This window comes from Mesorhizobium sp. C268A, from assembly GCF_040324475.1.
Taxonomy (GTDB): Bacteria; Pseudomonadota; Alphaproteobacteria; order Rhizobiales; family Rhizobiaceae; genus Mesorhizobium.
In genome coordinates, this window is sequence record NZ_JAMYVX010000001.1 from 534,927 (window position 1) to 553,156 (window position 18,230).

Below are 18,230 nucleotides of genomic sequence, written 5' to 3' on the forward strand. Positions count from 1 at the left end.
ACGGGGCTCGACCGGCAAGCGCAAACGATGCTTGTCGGTGGTTGGCAACTGCTAAACCGTACAGCCGCAATTGCCACGGCTGCGAGACCAAGGAGTCCCAAGGATGCCGAACCCAAGCCAAACCAGCGATCAATGGTGGGTCAACGACCAGACGCCGGACAACCCGTACGGCAAAAGCGAAGATTACGGGGCCTTCCTCACCTACCTTGGAGCGCTGGACCGGTCGATAACGCCGGCGATCGCGGCGGGAACGCTGAGGATCAATGTCTCCGAGCTCAATGACCATCCCGAATACAAGGCCGCCGCGATCGGCGCCTTGCAGATGTGGGCCAGTGTCACCCCGTTGAAGTTCGAAATCGTCGACAATGCACCATACAACAGCGCAACGGACTGGATGCAGGTTGTCAGCCCCGAACTGGGCGAAGAGGACGACGGCAGCGCCTATTCCAACGACCGCTATGTCAGCATCGGCCAGCGTTTCCACGACACCGAGGTCAACAAGACGGATATTGGCGGCTATGTCTTCGATTCCTTCATCCATGAATTCGGTCATGAGTTCGGCCTGAACCACCCCGGGCTCTACAATTACAGCGGCCCCGGCGGCGTACAGATCAATTATCTGAACAATGCGACCTGGACCTACGACCGTCAGCAATACAGCGTCATGTCCTATTTCGACGGGATCGATGTCGGTGAAACCAGCCGCTGGTCGGCGTCAACGCCGATGATGGCCGACATCGAGGCAGTCATCCGCCGCTTTTTCTCCACCGTCGACGAGAACGGCGTGCGCACCTATCAGCATATCGATCTCAACACGGGCGACAACGTCTACGGCTTCGGCAGTGCCGTGGATGGCTACCGGCTGACCTCGTCGGGCATGCAGCACGATATCGGTTTCGTCATCCATGACACCGGCGGAACCGACACGATCGACTTCTCCGGCTCGACGGCCGGCACGATCCTCGATTTGCGCGCCGGACAGTTCTCCAGCGTCAACGGCCACAGCAACAATGTGTCGATCTTCGCCGGGCACAACGCCGACGGCACCGACTATTACATCGAGAACGGCATCGGCAGCAGCTATGACGACGTCCTGATTGGCAATGACGGAGCCAACGTGCTGGATGGCCGCGGCGGCGGCGACCGCATGGCCGGCAATGGCGGCGACGACACCTACTTCGTCGATTCCCTCGACGACATCGTGCGCGAGGAAGCGAATGGCGGGAATGACACGGTCATTCTGCTGAACCGGAACTTGAATATCCGGAAAATCGCCAACGTCGAACACATCATCTATGCCGACGAGTCGACACTCCAGCCTGGAGACGGCGGCACCGAAACCCCGCCAATCATCGGCGACAACACGATGACCAGCGTCATCTTCGGCGACAATGGCAACAATACGCTCGACGGCGGCGCCGACGACGACACGATCTTCGGCCAAGGCGGCGATGATCTCATCATCGGCGGCCGCGACTCGCTCGCCAGCCGCGACATCAACAACACCATCGATGTCGCCGACCTTCCAGACCAGACCGAGAGCGACGACGGCAATGACACGCTCTATGGCGGCCGCGGCAACGATACGATCCTCGGCGGCCAGGGCAACGACATCCTCGACGGCGGCGACGGCGACGATACGCTGAGCGGCCAGGATGGCGTCGATATATTCAGGGGCGGCGCCGGTGTCGACACGGTCGACTTCAGCAAGGAGAGCCCCTTCCAACTGCTCGTCAACCTCGAGACGAACGTGGCCAGCGGCGGAACCGCCACGGGCGACACCTTCTACAGCATCGAGAACCTGATCGGCTCCGATGACCGCATCGACCGTTTCATCGGTACGTCGGCGGCAAATCATTTCTGGGGCCGGGGCGGCGGCGACTATTTCAACGGCGGCGGCGGCAACGACATACTGGATGGCGGCAATGACGGCGACATCCTGTACGGTGAAGCCGGCAACGACACGATCATCGGCGGCGCCGGCCAGGACTATCTGGATGGCGGCGCCGGCATCGATACGGTCGTCTACGAAGGCAGCTCCGCCGGCGTGACGATCGACCTCGCCAATGGCACGGCCAATGGCGGCGACGGCGATGGCCCGGTGCAGATCGTCGGGCGCGGCACCGTTATCCGGCACGACATCCTGGTCGGCTTCGAAAACGCCGTCGGGTCGTTCTTCGACGACCATCTCATCGGCAACGCCCAGGCCAACAAACTTTCCGGCGGCGCCGGCAACGACACGCTGACCGGCGGTGGCGGCGCCGATATATTGAATGGCGGCGCCGGCAGCGACACGGCGGACTACGCCGACGCGGCCAGCGGGCAAAACCTCAAACTGGGTGGCGGCAAATCCGGCGGCGACACCTATATCTCGATCGAAAATCTGGCTGGCTCGGGCTTCAACGATCACCTGACCGGCGATGGCGCGGCCAATGTGCTGACCGGCCAGGGCGGCGCCGACAAGATCGACGGCGGCGGCGGCGATGACACCCTGCTCGGCGATTTCGCCTATCAGGGCGATGCTCCGCCACGCCCGGGCATGGGCACCGGCTACGCCACGCTCGGACCGGACGCGACCAACAATTCGGTCTCGACCGCCTTCGACATCTCGAACAACTTCTCGCTGACGGCTGACCCCGACATCTTCGATTCGACGACCACCCTTCACACCACCGTCAATGCCACCGGAAACGGCTTGGGCGGATATTACAGCATCAACCTGGCGGCCGGCACGATCATCACCATCGACATCGATGGCATTGCCGACCCCAATGTCCATGACAGCATCGTCAGGGTTCTGGACAGCGATGGCAATATCGTCGCCCAGAACGACGATGGCGGCAACGACCCCGGCTCCAACAACGGCCGCGATTCGAGCACCAGCTTCATCGTTCAGGAAACCGGAACCTACTATATTGTGGAGGGCGAATGGTCGGACTCCGCTCCTGGCGATGGCTGGGTCGAATCCGTGCCGGAGGGCTCGACTTACAAGCTGAACGTATCGGTCGAATTCCCGCCGGTACCAGCTCAGCCGGGCGTTGCGGGCGCCGATACGCTCAATGGCGGCGGCGGCAGCGACCTTTTGGATGGCGGGCTGGCTGCCGATACGCTGACCGGCGGCGCCGGCGACGACTATTTCCGCTTTTCGACAGAACTCGGGAACGGCAATATCGACTGGATCAAGGACTTCAAGGTCGCCGACGATACGATCCTGCTGGACAACCTCATCTTTGCCAGCGTTGGCGGCGACGGCGCCCTCGCCCTGGGCTCATTCTACAAGAGCGCAGCCGGCGCTGCTCATGATGCCGACGACCGCATCATCTACGACACCGACAGTGGAATATTGTCTTACGACGCCGATGGTTCCGGACAGGGAGCGGCCGTTCAGTTTGCACACCTGAACACAAATCTGGATCTTTCGGCTGCAGACTTCATTGTCATCTAACGCGTTGCCGGGAGGGGTGCCGTCAGGCTGCCCTCCCGCATACCCCAGCGCAGTGAAAAGGGAGAGGACGCGATGACTGACCGCCGCACGGTGTTAATGGCCGCCGGAGTTGCGGCAGTCGCCGCGGCCACCGGGGCAGCGGCAGCGCAATCGCCAGATATTCGCGCGCCAGATATTCGCGCAACAGATATTCGCGGCGCCGTCACCTTTGTGGGCGGCAAGGCTATCCCGGAAGGTCATCTCGAGATCTATCTTGAGGATTCCGCCATTCAGGACAGTGGGCGACGCCGCGCCGCCAAAACCAGCCTCAAGAGCGAGGGCGGCTCAAAGACGATAGAATTTTCCTTGCCCCTGCCCGCAAGCTCGACCGCTTCACCAACGCTGCAGGTCGTTGCGCGCCTGGAGCGTGCGGACGGCTGGCTGGTGGCGCGGGGCAGCGCGCAGTTCCAGGCCGGCTTGCCCGTCCATGTCACACTCAAGGCAGTTATCTATTGAAGGGACGAGATGCCATATCCTGATTGCGAGCCTGCATGCAGCTGACGCCATCGACGCCGCTTACGCTGGTCGGAATCCTGGCGTCCTTTCGACGTGCGTTTTCGGGCATCGTCCTGATGAGCGGGGTCGTCAACGTGCTGACCCTGACCGGCTCGTTCTTCATGTTGCAAGTCTATGACCGCGTCGTTCCGGGTCGCAGCGTGCCGACGCTGGTCGGCCTGGCGGTGCTTGCGGGAACATTGTTCGTGTTTCAGGGAGTGCTGGAGCTGATCCGCTCTCGCCTCATGGTGCGGCTGGGACAGGGGTTGGACGCAAAGCTGAGCCCGTCGGTCTATTCGGCGCTGATGCGCCTGCCGCTGCGCGCCAAGCCTTCCGGCGACGGGCTGCAACCCCTACGGGATCTCGATCAGGTCCGCTCCTTTATCGGCAGTGCCGGACCGACCGCTTTGTTCGACCTGCCATGGATGCCGCTCTATATCGGCATCTGTTTCATTTTTCATTTCTGGATCGGCGTTACCGCGCTTGCCGGCGCCGTTGTCCTGTTTGCACTGACGCTTCTGGCCGAGTTCCGGACCCGCGGCCCGACAAGGATCGCCGGACAGCACGCGGCCGTCCGCAGCACGTTGGCCGAGGCGACAAGGCGCAATGCCGAAGCCATGCAGGCCATGGGTTTTGGCGGGCGTATCGCCGAGCGGTGGTCTGCCGTCAATGCCGAGTACCTGAACGCCCATGCGGCAGCCAGCGATGTCGCGGGAACGCTTGGCACGATTTCCAAGATCCTGCGGTTGATGCTGCAATCGGCAATGCTGGCGATCGGCGCTTATCTGGTCATCAAGCAAGAGGCGACCGGCGGCATCATGATCGCAAGCTCGATCATGATGGGCAGGGCGCTGGCTCCGATCGAACTGGCGATAGCGCATTGGAAGGGTTTCATTTCGGCGCGGCAAAGCTGGGCACGCCTGAAGCAGCTTCTGTCCGCGCTGCCGGAAGGCGCAACCGGCGTGACCCTGCCCGCGCCTGTCAGCGCGCTGGCGGTCGAGAATGTCAGTGTCGCGCCGCCGGGCGAACGCACGCCGGTGGTGTGGGATGCAAGTTTTTCACTGGCCAGGGGAGCGGGCCTGGGGGTCATCGGCCCGAGTGCTTCCGGCAAATCATCGCTGGTGCGTACGCTTGCAGGTGTCTGGCTGCCGGCGCGCGGCGCCGTGCGGCTGGACGGCGCGACGCTTGACCAGTGGCCGGCCGACGAGTTGGGCAAACATATCGGCTATCTGCCGCAGGATGTGCAGTTGTTCGACGGCACGATTGCGCAGAACATCGCCCGCTTCGACCCGGATGCGTCATCCGACATGGTGCTTGCGGCAGCCAAGGCCGCCGGCGTGCATGATCTCGTCGTGCATCTGGCCGACGGTTACGACACAAAGGTTGGCGAAGCCGGCGCCTCGCTGTCGGCGGGGCAACGCCAGCGTGTCGCGCTGGCGCGCTCTCTTTATGGCGATCCGTTCATGGTCATCCTGGACGAGCCGAATTCCAATCTCGACTCGGAGGGTGAAGTGGCCTTGTCCGCAGCGATCCAGGGCATCAGGGACCGCGGCGGCATCGTTATCGTCGTCGCGCACCGGTCCAGTGTGCTGGCCAATGTCGATACGGTGCTGGTGATGGCCAATGGCCATGTGCAGGCCTTCGGTCCGAAGGAGGAGGTGCTGAACAAGGTCTTCCGATCGGCAGCGCCGCTCAAGGTCGTTGCCGCCACGGAGCGAGGCGTTCCGGCATGAGCGAGGACAGAAGCGCTTTGCATCACCGGCAGGTCCGCCGCTATCTCGTGGCTGGCGTTGCTACCTGTCTGCTGCTTGTCGGAGGTGTTGGCGGCCTGGCGGCGGTGACCAAGATGTCGGGTGCGGTGATCGCAGCTGGCCGGCTGGTGGTCGATTCCAATGTAAAGAAGGTTCAGCATCCGACGGGCGGCGTGGTCGGCGAGATCAGAGTGCGTGAAGGCGACCGGGTCAAGGCGGGCGATATTCTGGTGCGGCTGGACGAGACGACAACGCGCGCCAATCTGGCGATCGTCTCAAAAGGTCTGGATGAGTTTTATGCACGGTTGGCGCGCCTGGAGGCGGAGCGTGACGGCAAGGACACGATCAGCTTTCCGGACGTTTTGACATCGCGGCGCGACGAAGCCGGTGTCGCCGCATCGATGGCCGGAGAACAATCGCTGTTCGATTTCCGGCACCAGGCGCGGTCTGGCCAGCGATCGCAATTGCGCGAACGGATCGCGCAGTTGAAGCAGGAGAGTGCCGGCCTGACCGAGCAGCTGCAGGCGAAACGCCGCGAGATCGAGCTGATAGGGATCGAGCTGGAAGGTGTGCGGTCGCTCTGGCATCGCAAGCTGATAGGAATCGACCGCATGACGTCGCTGGAACGGGACGCGGTGCGGCTCGAAGGCGAGCATGGCCAGTTGACCGCGGGAATTGCCCAGGTGAAAGGCAAGGCGTCCGAGATCGAACTGCAGATCATCCAGATCGACCAGGATCTTCGCAGCGAGGTCGCGACCGATTTACGCGATACCCAGGGAAAGATCTCCGAGTTCGTCGAACGCAAGGTAGCGGCCGAGGACCAGTTGAAGCGCATCGATCTGCGCAGCCCGCAGGATGGCGTGGTGCTGCAGTTGGCGGTGCATACGATCGGCGGGGTCATCACCCCCGGCGAACAGGTGATGCAGATCGTACCGGTGACGGACGACCTGACCGTTGAAGCGCATATCGCACCGCAGGATATCGACCAGGTGACGATGGGCCAGAATGCGATTTTGCGCCTGTCGGCGTTCAATCGGCAAACCACGCCGGAGCTGACCGGGACGCTGTCGCGGATCTCGGCGGATCTCACCATCGAAGAGCGTACCGGAGCAGCCTTCTATGTGGCGCGGGTGGCGCTTCCGAAAACCGAGGTCGCCAAGCTGCGGGGGCTGGCGCTGGCGCCGGGCATGCCGGCCGAGGTGTTCTTCCCGACGGGCGACCGGACGATGCTTTCCTATCTGGTGAAGCCGCTGTCGGATCAGATCCAGAAAGCCTTCCGCGAAGAATGAAGCCGCACCTTTAAGAGCTGAAGCCTCGAGACCGGCTGGTTGCCGGTCCCCAAGGGTTAGGCCTACTCCGCCGCCTCATAGCCGGCGATGCCCTTGATCTCGAGGAAATCCTCCAGCCCGTATTCGGCGTATTCGCGGCCGTTGCCGGATTGCTTGTAGCCGCCGAATGGCAGGCCGGCGTCCCATTGCGGATAGTTGATGTAGACATTGCCGGTGCGCATGCGGGCGGCGACTTCGCGGGCCTTCTCGATATCCTTGGCCTGGATGTAGGACGCCAGCCCATAGACAGTGTCGTTGGCGGTGCCGATCGCCTCTTCCACGGTGTCGTAAGGCATGATCGCCAGCACCGGCCCGAAGATTTCCTCGCGCGCGATGCGCATATCTGATGTGACGTCGGCGAACACGGTGGGGCGGACATAGTAGCCGCGGTTGAGCTCGGCCGGACGCCCCGGTCCACCCGCGACCAGCGTGGCGCCTTCATCTATGCCGGCCTGGATCAGGTCCTGGATCTTGTCGAACTGGATCTGGCTGACCACCGGGCCGAGCTTGGTGCCGGCCGCATCGGCCGGGCCGACGGTCAATTTTTCGGCCGTCGTCTTGGCGTAGCCGGTCGCCTCGTCGTGGCGGTCGCGCGGCACGAACATACGAGTCGGCGCATTGCAGGACTGGCCCGAGTTGCTGAAGCAGCCGGCGACGCCCTTGCTGACGGCCTTTTCGAGATCGACATCGGGAAACAGGATGTTGGCCGACTTGCCGCCAAGCTCCTGATGCACGCGCTTGACCGTGTCGGCGGCCGCCTTGGCGACCAGGATGCCGGCGCGGGTCGAACCGGTGAACGACATCATGTCGACATCGGGATGGCTGGACAGCGCCTGGCCGACGCCCGGGCCGTCGCCATTGACGAGGTTGAAGACGCCCTTGGGAACGCCGGCCTCGTCGATGATTTCGGCAAAGATGATGGCGTCGAGCGGCGCGATTTCCGAGGGCTTCAGCACCATGGTGCAGCCGGCGGCGAGCGCAGGACCGACCTTGCAGGTGATCTGGTTCAGCGGCCAGTTCCACGGCGTGATCAGGCCGACGACGCCGATCGGCTCCTTGACGATGAGCGACGAGCCCTTGACGTGGCGGAATTCGAACGACTTCAGCACCTCGGCCATCTTCTGCAGATGTGCCAGGCCAATGCCGACCTGGCTGTCGAGTGCCATCTGACGCGGCGCGCCCATCTCGCGCGATACGGCCAGCGCCAGATCGGCGCTGCGCTTCTTGTAGATCTCGATGACGCGCTTGAGGATATCGAGCCGCTCTTCGGCCGAGGTGAAGCCGAACGTGCCGAAGGCGCGCCTGGCGGCGGCGACCGCCTTGTCGACATCGGCCTTGGAGCCGAGCGAAATCTGCGCGAAGGCATCTTCGTTGGACGGGTCGATGACGTCGAGTGTGCTGGGCACGACAGGATCGACCCACACGCCGTCGATATAGAACTGCAGATTGTGTGACATGGGCTTCTCCTCGGGGGATTTCTGAATTGATGGGGGGCGATCGCCAGATCGTCGTATCGGTTCAGGGATAACGATGGGGCAAGAGCGATGTCAAACGCAAGGGCGGGCGATTGAGCCGACGGCTACAGAAGCGTGTGCCCCGCCGCGACCAGAAGCCCCCTTGCCGCGGCTTCATCCTTGGCTTTGACGAGCAGATGGTCGCCATCGAAGGTGGATACCAGAAAAATGCCGAGTTCGTTTTCCGACAATGGCTTTATCACCGACAGCACGATGCCGGTTTCGTCGAAGGCAAAGGGACCTTGGAGTTTCAGGGCGACCCAGTCCCTGTCATGCTTCACCCCGTCCGGCACCCGATCCTGCAGGCAGACGACCGAAAGCTCGTCGTCGGTCCTGGTAATGCTGACGAAGCCCGGCCCGTCCGCCCAGCCGGGAATGCTGTCTTTTGCTTCGAGGCGCGAGACCGCATACCGCCCCGAGAGCGGCTTCAACCGGACCCTGACTGCCATCCGATCCTCCCTGTTATCGGCCATCACCCAGTTTCTTGCTCATATAGACCGTCATGCCGTCCATGAACGGCTCCTCCCGGTCGATCGTATAGCCATGCCGTTTGTACAACAATACATTGGCCTCGAAGGCGCCATTGGTCAGCAGGCGCAGTTCGAAGCGGCCGGCCTCACGCCCCTTCTGCTCCGCCCGTTCAAGCAACAGCCGGCCGATGCCCCTGCCCTGCGCCTCTGGCGCGACGCAGACATTCTCGATCCAGAGATGATCGTAGGCCAGGATGGTCTCGATCATGCCGACGATGCGGCCATTTTCGATGGCGAGATCGAACGGATGTTCGGCGACCGCCTTGTCATAGTCGGCGCGCATCGGCAGCGGCTCGCGGCCGATCAGAGGCACCCATTTGGCATAGGCGGCACGCACAATGTCCTTGATGGCGGCAGCGTCCGCCGGTTGGGCCGGCCGAAACAGGATGGAAGAATTGGACATGGCAAAGGCTCCAGACATGAAAACCCCGCCGGCAGACGTCGCGGGCGGGGCTGGAACGAACGAACCGATTTAGTGTGCCGGTCTTTGTCGTCGCGCCTTGCCGCTCCGCACTGTGCAGAGGCGACGTCGCTGGGCGATGGCGAGCGAGAAAATGGACATGACGCCACGCTGGAGTGCAAGACGCAGAGCGTCAAGCTGCATAACCGAGCCAGTCATTACGTTTGCATGGCACAGGCAAGATTGAAGGCATTGCCGACCGTTCGCAAAAATCGATCATTCCAACAAGAACAATTCGTTGGAAAGATCGATTCTGGAATGACATTCTCCTGAGGTACTTGCGTGGAGAATTGCATTGTCTTCCGCCGCCCAGCTAGCGAACGATATTCCGATCAGCATGATTTCCGCCGATCTGGCCGTGGGCCGGAAGCGACTCGATTCCGTGTGGAATGGCGTCATCCCCGGTATCGTGCTGGTGGCGATGATCACGGGGGTGGCCTTCTCGGCTCATAATGTCTCCGGCTTCGCGCTGTTCAGCCCGATGATCCTCGCCGTCGTCGCCGGCCTGATCTATTCCAACGTGCTCGGCACCCCCGCCCACGCCAAGGCCGGCATTGCCTTCTCGCAGAAGCGCCTGCTGCGCTTTGCCGTCGTGCTGCTCGGCTTCCAGCTGACGCTTGGCCAGGTCGTCTCCATCGGCGCCGGCGGCGTCGGCATCGTGGCAGCCACCCTTGGCGCCACCTTCGTCTTCACCATCACGCTTGGCCGGCTGCTCGGCGTCGACGCCAAGCTGGCGCAGCTGATTGCCGCCGGCACCTCGATCTGCGGCGCCTCGGCGATCGTCGCCACCAACATCGTCACCGATGCGCGTGACGAGGATGTCACCTACGCCGTCGCCTCGATCACGCTGTTCGGCACCGTCGCCATGCTCGGCTTTCCGCTGCTGGCGCCGGTGCTCGGCCTCGACCAGCACGCATTCGGCCTGTGGGCCGGCGCCTCGATCCACGAGGTGGCACAGGTCATCGGCGCCGGCTTCCAGAACGGCGCCCAGTCCGGCGAGATCGCCACCGTCGCCAAGCTGACCCGCGTCGCCCTGCTGGCGCCGATGGTCATCGCGCTCGGCCTGATGGCGCGCCGCAAGAGCAATGGCGATCGCCCAAGCGACCAATCCGGTGCGCGGCCGCCGATGCCGTGGTTCGTCGCCGCTTTCATCGCCGTCGTGGCGCTGAACAGCCTGGTTGCCGTGCCGGCCGAAGTGAAGTCGGCCATGGCGTTCGCTACCACCATCATGCTGACCATGGGGCTCGCCGCCATGGGTCTGCAGGCCAACATTTCGCAACTGCGCTCGCGCGGCCTTCGCCCGCTGGCGCTCGCCTTCTGCGCCTTCCTGTTCATCGGCGGCTTCAGCCTGATGCTGGTGAAGTTCGCTTAGTCCTCGAACGAACTCGCCGCGACATAGATCGCGGCAAGCGCCTCGATGCCGGCTTGGTCGTCCTTGTCGAAGCGGCCGGGCGTCGGGCTGTCGAGGTCGATCAGGCCGAAGACGCCGTCATTGTCCCTCAGCAGCACGACGAGTTCCGAGCGCGAGTCGGCGTCGCAAGCGATGTGGCCGGCAAATTCATGCACATCCTTGACCAGCATCGACATTTCGAGATCGATGGCGGTGCCGCACACGCCCTTGCCGACGGCGATGCGCACGCAGGCCGGCTTGCCCTGGAACGGTCCAAGCACCAGCTCCTCGTCCGACGCCAGGAAATAGAAGCCGGCCCAGTTGAGATCGGGCACCATCTGGAAGATCAGCGCCGATGTGTTGGCGGCGTTGGCGACGGAGTCGCTCTCGCCTTCCAGCAGCGCCTTCAACTGGGTGGCCAGTTCGCGGTAGAAGGCTGGCTTGTCGGTGCTGTCGATGGTCTGGGCCGCAAACATGGCGTGGTCTCCATTGCCGGCGGGGCAAAAAGCCCGTTACATTTCCTGTCTGCCACCAATGACGCTCCCAGGAAATACACAATTGTGAATACCGACCGTGCCAGCCAAACACACGACCGGGCGCAACCCGCAGCGAGCGAAGGTCCCCTCACCTTCGCCGTGCTGGTCTTTCCCGGCTTTCCGATGATGGCGTTCAGTTCGGTGATCGAGCCATTGCGCGCCGCCAACGTGCTGGCCAAGCGCGAGTGCTATCGCTGGGTGATCGTCGGCGCCGACCAGGGCACGGTCGAGGCATCCAATGGGGTTGTCATACAACCGGGATTCGCAGGCTCCAGCGCACCGAAGGTCGACCGGATCGTCGTCTGCTCGGGCGGCAATGCCGACCTTGTCGTCGCCGACGATGCGGTTGCCTGGATGCGCAAGAGCCTGCGCGCCGGCGCCCATATCGGCGCGGTGGCCGACGCCGCCTTCTTCCTCGCCAGGGCCGGCCTGCTCGACGGCCATGCCTGCACCTTGCACTGGACCAGCCAGGCGGCATTCACCGAGGCCTTCCCGGATATCGAGCTCCGGCGCGATCTCTACGTCATCGACCGCAAGCGCTTCACCTCGGCCGGTGGCGTCGGCAGCCTCGACATGATGCTGGAGATCATCACCAACGATTATGGCGGCGAGCTCGCGGCGGGCGTTGCCGAATGGTTCGTGCACAGCCCCTTGCGTTCGAGCGTCGACCGCAAGCTGATGCCGCTCAGGCTGCGCACCGGCGTCCAGAACGAACTGGTGCTGTCGGCCATCGCCATCATGGAGGATGCGGTGGAAGAGCGGCTCGGGATGACGGAACTGGCGGCAAGGCTCGGCGTCTCCTCCGACAAGTTGGAGCGCAATTTCCGCGCCCAGCTCAGCATTTCGCCCAATGGATATTACCGGCGGCTCCGGCTGCGGCGCGCCGCCGACCTGTTGGCCCATTCGACGCTGATGGTGCGAGACGTGGCGCTGGCCTGCGGCTTTGCTTCGATGTCAAGTTTTGCCCGAGCGTTTCGCGAGGAGCATGGGCACGCGCCGAAGGCGATGCGGCGGCATTAGAGGGCGCTGCGCGCTAACGCGGTGAGATGCTGGCGGGACAGCGCCCCCCTCTGTCCTGCCGGACATCTCCCCCACACGGGGGGAGATCAGATGTCGCCTCGGCTTTCGCCAATCACCAACGTTGCAGGGCGAGCGGGACGCGAAAGCTGCTAATCTCCCTCCTTGTGGGGGAGATGTCCGGCAGGACAGAGGGGGGCGCGAAGGATCGCAACATTGCCCTTTGTATCCATGCCCTTCTTGCGGCATTTCGCACGACATCTGCGGATTCTCGCACAGACATTTTTCGGCGCATGGCTATGGTCTAGCCCTTCAGGAGGCGCACCATGAGCATCGTCGTTTTCGACCCGGACAGCACCGAGGATGTGGATTTCAAGGACCGCATGCGCCACCCGGTCGCGGCCGACTCCGCCGGCGGCATGTGGCTGTCGGATACCGAGCCGTCCTTCATCGATGCCGACGCCTTGCGCAAAGGGCGGCTGGCGAAACTGCGCGGCTGGATGCGCGAGGCGGGCTATGGGGGCGTCGTTTTGTTCGACCCCTACAACCAGCGCTACGCCACCGGCTCGCGCAACATGTTCGGCTATTTCCTGCGCAACTCGACGCGGTATTTCTTCATCCCCACCGACGGGCCGATCGTGCTGTTCGAGTACCCGCAGAGCTACCATGTCTCGATGGTGCTCGACACGATCGACGAGGCGCGGCCGTCCAAGCTGGTATGGTCTTCGGTGTCGGGCCGCGACGACGAAACCGCCGGCCCCTTCGCCGACGAGATCGCCGAGCTTTTGACGAAGCACGGCGGCGGCTCGATGAAGCTCGGGCTCGACCGCTGCAGCCATTTGCAGGCGCTGGCACTGGAAAAGCGCGGCTGCGACGTCAGGGATTGCCAGGGCGAAATCCTGGCGGTGCGGGCGGTCAAGACGCCCGAGGAAGTCAAATGTCTGCAGGTGTCGATGGCGGGTGCGGAAGCCGCCGTCTACGCCGTGCGCGAGGCGATAAAACCCGGCGTCTCCGAAAATGAGCTGTTCGCCATCATGTATGGCGAGGTGATCCGCCAGGGCGGCGAGTTCATCGAGACGCGGCTCCTCACCTCGGGACAGCGCACCAATCCGTGGTTCAACGAGGCCAGCGGCCGCAAGATCCGGCCGGGCGAGCTTCTGGCGCTCGATACCGATACGATCGGCTGCTATGGCTATTATTCCGATTTTTCGCGCACCTTCCGCTGCGGGCCGGGCAAACCGACCGGCTATCAGAAATCGCTCTACCGCATGGCGCACGACCAGGTTCAGCACAACATTTCGATCGTCAGGCCGGGCATGGCTTTTCGCGAGATCGCCGAAAAGGCGTGGAAAATCCCGGACCGTTTCGTCGACCAGCGCTATACCTCGGTGATGCACGGCGTCGGCATGCATGGCGAGACGCCGTTCATCGCGCATGCCATGGACTATGAGACCTATGGCCGCGACGGTGTTGTCGTGCCCGGCATGGTGGTGAGCGTGGAAAGCTATATCGGCGAGAAAGGCGGCCGCGAGGGCGTCAAGCTGGAGGACGAAATCCTGATAACCGACACCGGCACCGAGCTTCTGTCGCGCTTTCCCTACGAGGATGAGTTTCTGGAGAAGCAGGTTTGATGGTCGTTTCGCATCCCTTGGCAACCAGCGTGAACGCCAATCCCGTCGTCATCCTAGGGCGAAGCAAGGAGCGCAGCGACGCGGCGCAGACCCCTGGAGCTGCTCCGCAGCCCAAGGGATCCATGCCGGGACTCATCCGCGCCGCAACGGTGCAAGTTCTGCTCCGCCGCATTCTCCGGCCAGCGTCACGGCATGGATCCTCGGGTCTCCGCGACGGAGCTTCGCTCCTGCTTCGCCCGTGGATGACGAAGGTGGGGAGGCACCGGCCAATCACCACTGTTGGCGCCACTTCGCTGAACGGAATAGCGTTGGTCGCGAACCAAGGCCTATCCGCATGAAAAGCCCGATCTCGATCAAACGCGGCACGGTCGCCGCGGCGTTCATCGACCTCCAGGAAGAGCATCGGCAGGACAAGCGCTATCTGGTCGAGGGTTTTGGCGAGGTGCTTGCCAACGTCCAGCGCCTGCAGGCGGCGGCGCGGCGCAACTTCGTGCCGCTGTATCACTGGGCCTATATCGTCGATACCGCCAAGGCGCGTCCGTTCCATCCGCTCGACGCCGACGGCAAGTCCGCCTTTTCCGACAAGAGCGATCCTCTGACGGAAATCTGCCCGGAGGTGGCGCCCGCGGCCGGCGAGACGATGCTGGTCAAGACGCAGGCCAGCGCCTTCGGCGCCGGACCTGGCGCAACCGAACTCAAGGCGCGCGGCATCGAATGGCTGATCGTCGCCGGCGTCTGGACCGAGGCCTGCATCGACGCCACCGTGAAGGACGCGGTGGCATCCGGCTTTCGCGTGCTTCTGGTCAAGGATGCCTGCGGCAGCGGCAGTGCCGCCATGCACCAGACCGCCATCCTCAACCTTGCCAACCGGCTCTATGGCGGCGCCGTCACCAACACGATAGACGCGTGCCGGCTGATGGCGGGCGACACCATCGATGCATGGCAGGTCGAAGGCTCGGTACCGCTGCGCTTCACGTTTGAAAACGCCGAACGGCTCTACGGCGAGCTCTGAGAGATGGGCACGGTCCACAAGCTCAAGACCGCCAGGCGGGGGAAATACGCCACCCTGCTCGATCCGGCGCTGTGGGAGTATATCGACCTGGTCAATGACTGGTTCCCGCCAGAAATCGCCGAACTTCCGATCGCCGAGCAAAGGTCGGTCTATGATGCGATGTGCCGCGCCTTCCATCAGGGTTATCCCAAAGGGGTTTCGGCCAGCGGCGGCATCATCGCCGCCGATGCAGGGCACGCCATCCCGATCCGCTACTATCGGATGGCGGGCAAGCCCGTGCGCGCCGTCATCGTCTACTATCATGGCGGCGGCTTTGTGCTTGGCGGGCTCGACAGCCATGACGACATCTGCGCCGAGATCTGCGCCGGCACCGGTTTCGACGTTGTCTCGGCCGACTACCGGTTGGCGCCGGAACATCCCCACCCGGCCGCCTTCGACGACGCGCTGACCGTGTTCGAATGGGCGGCGGTGACAACGGACCTGCCGATCGTGCTTGTCGGCGAAAGCGCCGGCGGCAACCTTGCCGCCGCGGTCGCACACGCGTCTCGCCGCCACCTGCGCCGGGCGGCCGGCCAGGTGCTGATCTATCCCGGCCTCGGCGGCGACGAGAGTGCCGGTTCCTATGTCGAACATGACAACGCACCGCTGCTGACGCTGCGCGACATCGCGTTCTACCGCACCATTCGCTCCGCCCCGGCACAGTCGCCCGACGACCCGACTTTTTCGCCGCTGAAAGACAACGACTTCTCCGGCCTGCCGCCGACTGTCATCATCACTGCCCAATGCGATCCGCTGTCATCGGACGGCGAGACCTATCGCGACCGCATTGTTGCCGCCGGCGGCCGCGCCTGGTGGTATGAGGAGCCGCGGCTGGTGCACAGTTTTCTGCGCGCCCGCAAAAGTGTTCAGCGCGCCGGCGAGGCGTTCGTGTGCACGCTTGCAGCCATCGCCGCCGTCGCCGTGCTCGGCAAGAACGACGAAGCGCTGATCTCCCCCCTGGTGGGGGAGATGGCCGGCAGGCCAGAGGGGGGCGCGAAGGATCGCGGCCCTTCAGTATCCTGAATCAACGCAACGATTATCTGCGATGATACTCCAGTCGGCAGACGGGATGGCGGGACAGCGCCCCCCTCTGTCCTGCCCGGACATCTCCCCCACAAGAGGGGAGATTGGCCGTCTGCCACTGCGGAGTGGCGCACAAGAATTGCGGAAAAGCGAACATTTCCCGGGGTCGGCCCGCTTTATCATCACCTGCTCAGGCAACGGCGCCCGATGATCGCATCCGCCCCCAGCGGAGGCGGACCGTCGGGGCGCCCAACAAAAGAGGGAACGACGATGAAATTCATGCTGACCGACCGCAATTTGCACCCGCAGGCGAAGCCCGTTGCCGATGGTTTCAGGAAAGGCGGCGTCAACCGGCGCGAATATCTCGCCATCATGGCCGGCTTCGGCGTCAGCGCGGCCGGAGCATTGGCATTGGGCGGCCTCAGCGCGTCGCCCGCCCGGGCAGAGGAGCCGAAGCGCGGCGGCACCTTGCGCGTCGCCATGAACGTCAAGGGTTTCAAGGATCCGCGCACCTTCGACGGTGTCGAGATGTCCAATGTGGCGCGCCACTGCAACGAATATCTGGTGCGCTGGAACCGCGACTTCACCTTCGAGCCGTGGCTGCTCGAAAGCTGGGAAACCAGCGACGACGCCAGGACGCTGACGCTGCATGTGCGCAAGGGCATCGCCTGGTCGAATGGCGACGCCTTCAACGCCGATGACGTCATCCACAATCTCAACCGCTGGTGCGACGCTTCCGTCGCCGGCAATTCGGTCGCCGCGCGCATGGGCGGGCTGGTCAATGCCGACACCAAGAAGCCGGTCGATGGCGGGATCGAGAAGGTCGACGATTTCACCGTAAAGCTCAATCTGCCGAAACCCGACATTTCGCTGATCGCAGGGATGGCCGACTATCCCGCGCTGATCATGCACCGCTCCTATGAGGGCGGCGACGATCCGATGAAGGCGCTCGCAATCACCACCGGCCCTTGCGAACTGGTCAGCTGGAATGCCGAGACCAGTGCGGAGGTGAAGCGCAAGGACAAGCCCTGGTGGAAGGGCGACTTCCATCTCGATGGCATCAAATGGGTCGATTACGGCTCCGACCCCAACGCCATGCTGTCGGCGTTCGAATCCGGTGAGATCGACACGGACCACGAAACCGCGTCCGACGCCGTGTCGCAGACCGAGCAGATGGGCTTGTTGAATTCCGAGATCGCCACCGGCTCGACCATCGTTGCCCGCTTCAATGTCGGCAACGCGCCCTATGACGACGTCAAGGTGCGCCGCGCCGCCCAGCTTGCCGTCGACAATTCCGCCGTGCTGGCGCTGGGCCTTGGCGGTCGCGGCAAGCCCGCCGACAACCACCATGTCGGTCCGATGCATCCTGAGTTTGCCGATATCGGTCCGGCCAAGCGAGATATGGATCAGGCGAAGAAACTGCTCGCCGAGGCCGGCAAGACGGACCACGAATTCGAGTTGATCTCGGTCGACGTCGAATGGCAAAAGAGCACCGGCGATGCGATCGCCGCGCAGATGCGCGAGGCCGGCCTGAAGATCAAGCGAACCGTGCTGCCCGCCGCGACCTTCTGGAACGACTGGAGCAAATACCCCTTCTCCACCACCGAATGGCTGGGACGCCCGCTCGGCGTCCAGGTGCTGGCGCTGGCCTATAAATCGGGCGCCGCCTGGAACGAAAGCGCCTATGCCGACAAGGAATTCGACACGCTTCTCGACAAGGCGCTGGCAACGCCGGACGCCGCCCAGCGCAAGGAGATCATGGCCAGGATCGAGCAGAATCTGCGCGATGCCGGCATCATCATCCAGCCCTACTGGCGCTCGGTCTACCGCACCTATCGCAAGGGCGTGCAAGGCTGCGAACAGCACCAGTCGCTGGAGCAGCATTTTGAAAAGGTGTGGCTGGAGGGGTGATCCTTCGGGGACGCCGCATACCGGCTGGCACCTGAGCGGTATGTCGCTCAGGTAGATACCTGCAGCGCACTCCGAGCATTTACGACGGTGTCTGTCTTGACGCGGCGAT

General features: G+C 63.5%; 14 protein-coding genes. 10 read left to right on the forward strand and 4 right to left on the reverse strand.

All coding sequences use genetic code 11. The annotated features are described in order from the left end of the window. The first annotated feature begins 103 nt into the window (after positions 1-103). The 4 genes from NKL06_RS02755 to NKL06_RS02770 all read left to right on the forward strand — a co-directional run bounded on the left by NKL06_RS02755 (position 104) and on the right by NKL06_RS02770 (position 7,019). Complete coding sequence (locus NKL06_RS02755) at positions 104-3,445, forward strand: M10 family metallopeptidase C-terminal domain-containing protein (protein ID WP_023694375.1); 3,342 nt, start codon at positions 104-106, stop codon at positions 3,443-3,445. A gap of 72 nt (positions 3,446-3,517) precedes the next feature. Then, positions 3,518-3,940, forward strand: a complete 423-nt coding sequence (locus tag NKL06_RS02760; RefSeq protein WP_023750467.1) for a hypothetical protein — start codon at positions 3,518-3,520, stop codon at positions 3,938-3,940. Between the two features lie 35 nt (positions 3,941-3,975). Next, entirely contained in the window at positions 3,976-5,712 is a 1,737-nt protein-coding gene (locus NKL06_RS02765) for a type I secretion system permease/ATPase (RefSeq protein ID WP_023694377.1), read from the forward strand. After that, complete coding sequence (locus NKL06_RS02770) at positions 5,709-7,019, forward strand: HlyD family type I secretion periplasmic adaptor subunit (protein ID WP_023682885.1); 1,311 nt, start codon at positions 5,709-5,711, stop codon at positions 7,017-7,019. The genes NKL06_RS02765 and NKL06_RS02770 overlap by 4 nt, the downstream gene beginning before the upstream one ends. A gap of 62 nt (positions 7,020-7,081) precedes the next feature. Here NKL06_RS02770 and NKL06_RS02775 read toward each other — a convergent pair whose 3' ends face one another. The 3 genes from NKL06_RS02775 to NKL06_RS02785 all read right to left on the reverse strand — a co-directional run bounded on the left by NKL06_RS02775 (position 7,082) and on the right by NKL06_RS02785 (position 9,505). Next, positions 7,082-8,515, reverse strand: a complete 1,434-nt coding sequence (locus NKL06_RS02775) for an aldehyde dehydrogenase family protein (RefSeq protein ID WP_023694378.1) — start codon at positions 8,513-8,515, stop codon at positions 7,082-7,084. A 122-nt stretch (positions 8,516-8,637) separates the two neighbouring features. Continuing rightward, positions 8,638-9,021, reverse strand: a complete 384-nt coding sequence (locus NKL06_RS02780; protein ID WP_023700600.1) for an ACT domain-containing protein — start codon at positions 9,019-9,021, stop codon at positions 8,638-8,640. 13 nt (positions 9,022-9,034) lie between these two features. Then, positions 9,035-9,505, reverse strand: coding sequence for a GNAT family N-acetyltransferase (locus tag NKL06_RS02785; RefSeq protein ID WP_023689666.1), 471 nt, complete (start codon positions 9,503-9,505; stop codon positions 9,035-9,037). A gap of 394 nt (positions 9,506-9,899) precedes the next feature. Here NKL06_RS02785 and NKL06_RS02790 point away from each other — a divergent pair, with 394 nt between their 5' ends. Then, positions 9,900-10,934: a YeiH family protein gene (locus NKL06_RS02790; protein WP_502903784.1), complete on the forward strand. Its 1,035-nt coding sequence runs from the start codon at positions 9,900-9,902 to the stop codon at positions 10,932-10,934. Here the strand turns inward: NKL06_RS02790 and msrC are convergent. Continuing rightward, the gene (gene msrC / locus NKL06_RS02795) at positions 10,931-11,428 is read right to left on the reverse strand and encodes a free L-methionine (R)-S-oxide reductase MsrC (protein ID WP_023689662.1); all 498 of its coding nucleotides are present in this window, start codon (positions 11,426-11,428) and stop codon (positions 10,931-10,933) included. The two genes, NKL06_RS02790 and msrC, sit on opposite strands and share 4 nt — an antisense overlap. A 183-nt stretch (positions 11,429-11,611) precedes the next feature. On the opposite strand from msrC, the gene NKL06_RS02800 reads away from it, so the two are divergent. The 5 genes from NKL06_RS02800 to NKL06_RS02820 all read left to right on the forward strand — a co-directional run bounded on the left by NKL06_RS02800 (position 11,612) and on the right by NKL06_RS02820 (position 18,121). Next, positions 11,612-12,508, forward strand: a complete 897-nt coding sequence (locus NKL06_RS02800) for a GlxA family transcriptional regulator (RefSeq protein ID WP_245267181.1) — start codon at positions 11,612-11,614, stop codon at positions 12,506-12,508. A 323-nt stretch (positions 12,509-12,831) separates the two neighbouring features. Continuing rightward, the gene (locus NKL06_RS02805) at positions 12,832-14,136 is read left to right on the forward strand and encodes a M24 family metallopeptidase (RefSeq protein ID WP_023694382.1); all 1,305 of its coding nucleotides are present in this window, start codon (positions 12,832-12,834) and stop codon (positions 14,134-14,136) included. 334 nt (positions 14,137-14,470) lie between these two features. After that, positions 14,471-15,148: an isochorismatase family protein gene (locus tag NKL06_RS02810; RefSeq protein WP_023694383.1), complete on the forward strand. Its 678-nt coding sequence runs from the start codon at positions 14,471-14,473 to the stop codon at positions 15,146-15,148. Between the two features lie 3 nt (positions 15,149-15,151). Further along, a complete protein-coding gene (locus NKL06_RS02815) occupies positions 15,152-16,210 on the forward strand; it encodes an alpha/beta hydrolase (protein ID WP_023694384.1) in 1,059 nt (352 codons plus the stop codon). Between the two features lie 270 nt (positions 16,211-16,480). Further along, on the forward strand, positions 16,481-18,121 hold the full coding sequence (locus NKL06_RS02820) for an ABC transporter substrate-binding protein (RefSeq protein ID WP_023694385.1): 1,641 nt from the start codon (positions 16,481-16,483) through the stop codon (positions 18,119-18,121). Positions 18,122-18,230 lie beyond the last annotated feature (109 nt).

What these genes read in the sequence shown, in the direction of transcription:
- NKL06_RS02770 (WP_023682885.1), top strand. Translation starts at nt 5,709, where the DNA reads ATGAGCGAGGACAGAAGCGCTTTGCATCACCGGCAGGTCCGCCGCTAT.
- msrC (WP_023689662.1), bottom strand. Translation starts at nt 11,428, where the DNA reads ATGTTTGCGGCCCAGACCATCGACAGCACCGACAAGCCAGCCTTCTAC.
- NKL06_RS02765 (WP_023694377.1), top strand. Translation starts at nt 3,976, where the DNA reads ATGCAGCTGACGCCATCGACGCCGCTTACGCTGGTCGGAATCCTGGCG.
- NKL06_RS02755 (WP_023694375.1), top strand. Translation starts at nt 104, where the DNA reads ATGCCGAACCCAAGCCAAACCAGCGATCAATGGTGGGTCAACGACCAG.
- NKL06_RS02815 (WP_023694384.1), top strand. Translation starts at nt 15,152, where the DNA reads ATGGGCACGGTCCACAAGCTCAAGACCGCCAGGCGGGGGAAATACGCC.
- NKL06_RS02780 (WP_023700600.1), bottom strand. Translation starts at nt 9,021, where the DNA reads ATGGCAGTCAGGGTCCGGTTGAAGCCGCTCTCGGGGCGGTATGCGGTC.
- NKL06_RS02800 (WP_245267181.1), top strand. Translation starts at nt 11,612, where the DNA reads ATGATGGCGTTCAGTTCGGTGATCGAGCCATTGCGCGCCGCCAACGTG.
- NKL06_RS02785 (WP_023689666.1), bottom strand. Translation starts at nt 9,505, where the DNA reads ATGTCCAATTCTTCCATCCTGTTTCGGCCGGCCCAACCGGCGGACGCT.
- NKL06_RS02805 (WP_023694382.1), top strand. Translation starts at nt 12,832, where the DNA reads ATGAGCATCGTCGTTTTCGACCCGGACAGCACCGAGGATGTGGATTTC.
- NKL06_RS02790 (WP_502903784.1), top strand. Translation starts at nt 9,900, where the DNA reads ATGATTTCCGCCGATCTGGCCGTGGGCCGGAAGCGACTCGATTCCGTG.
- NKL06_RS02820 (WP_023694385.1), top strand. Translation starts at nt 16,481, where the DNA reads ATGAAATTCATGCTGACCGACCGCAATTTGCACCCGCAGGCGAAGCCC.
- NKL06_RS02810 (WP_023694383.1), top strand. Translation starts at nt 14,471, where the DNA reads ATGAAAAGCCCGATCTCGATCAAACGCGGCACGGTCGCCGCGGCGTTC.
- NKL06_RS02775 (WP_023694378.1), bottom strand. Translation starts at nt 8,515, where the DNA reads ATGTCACACAATCTGCAGTTCTATATCGACGGCGTGTGGGTCGATCCT.
- NKL06_RS02760 (WP_023750467.1), top strand. Translation starts at nt 3,518, where the DNA reads ATGACTGACCGCCGCACGGTGTTAATGGCCGCCGGAGTTGCGGCAGTC.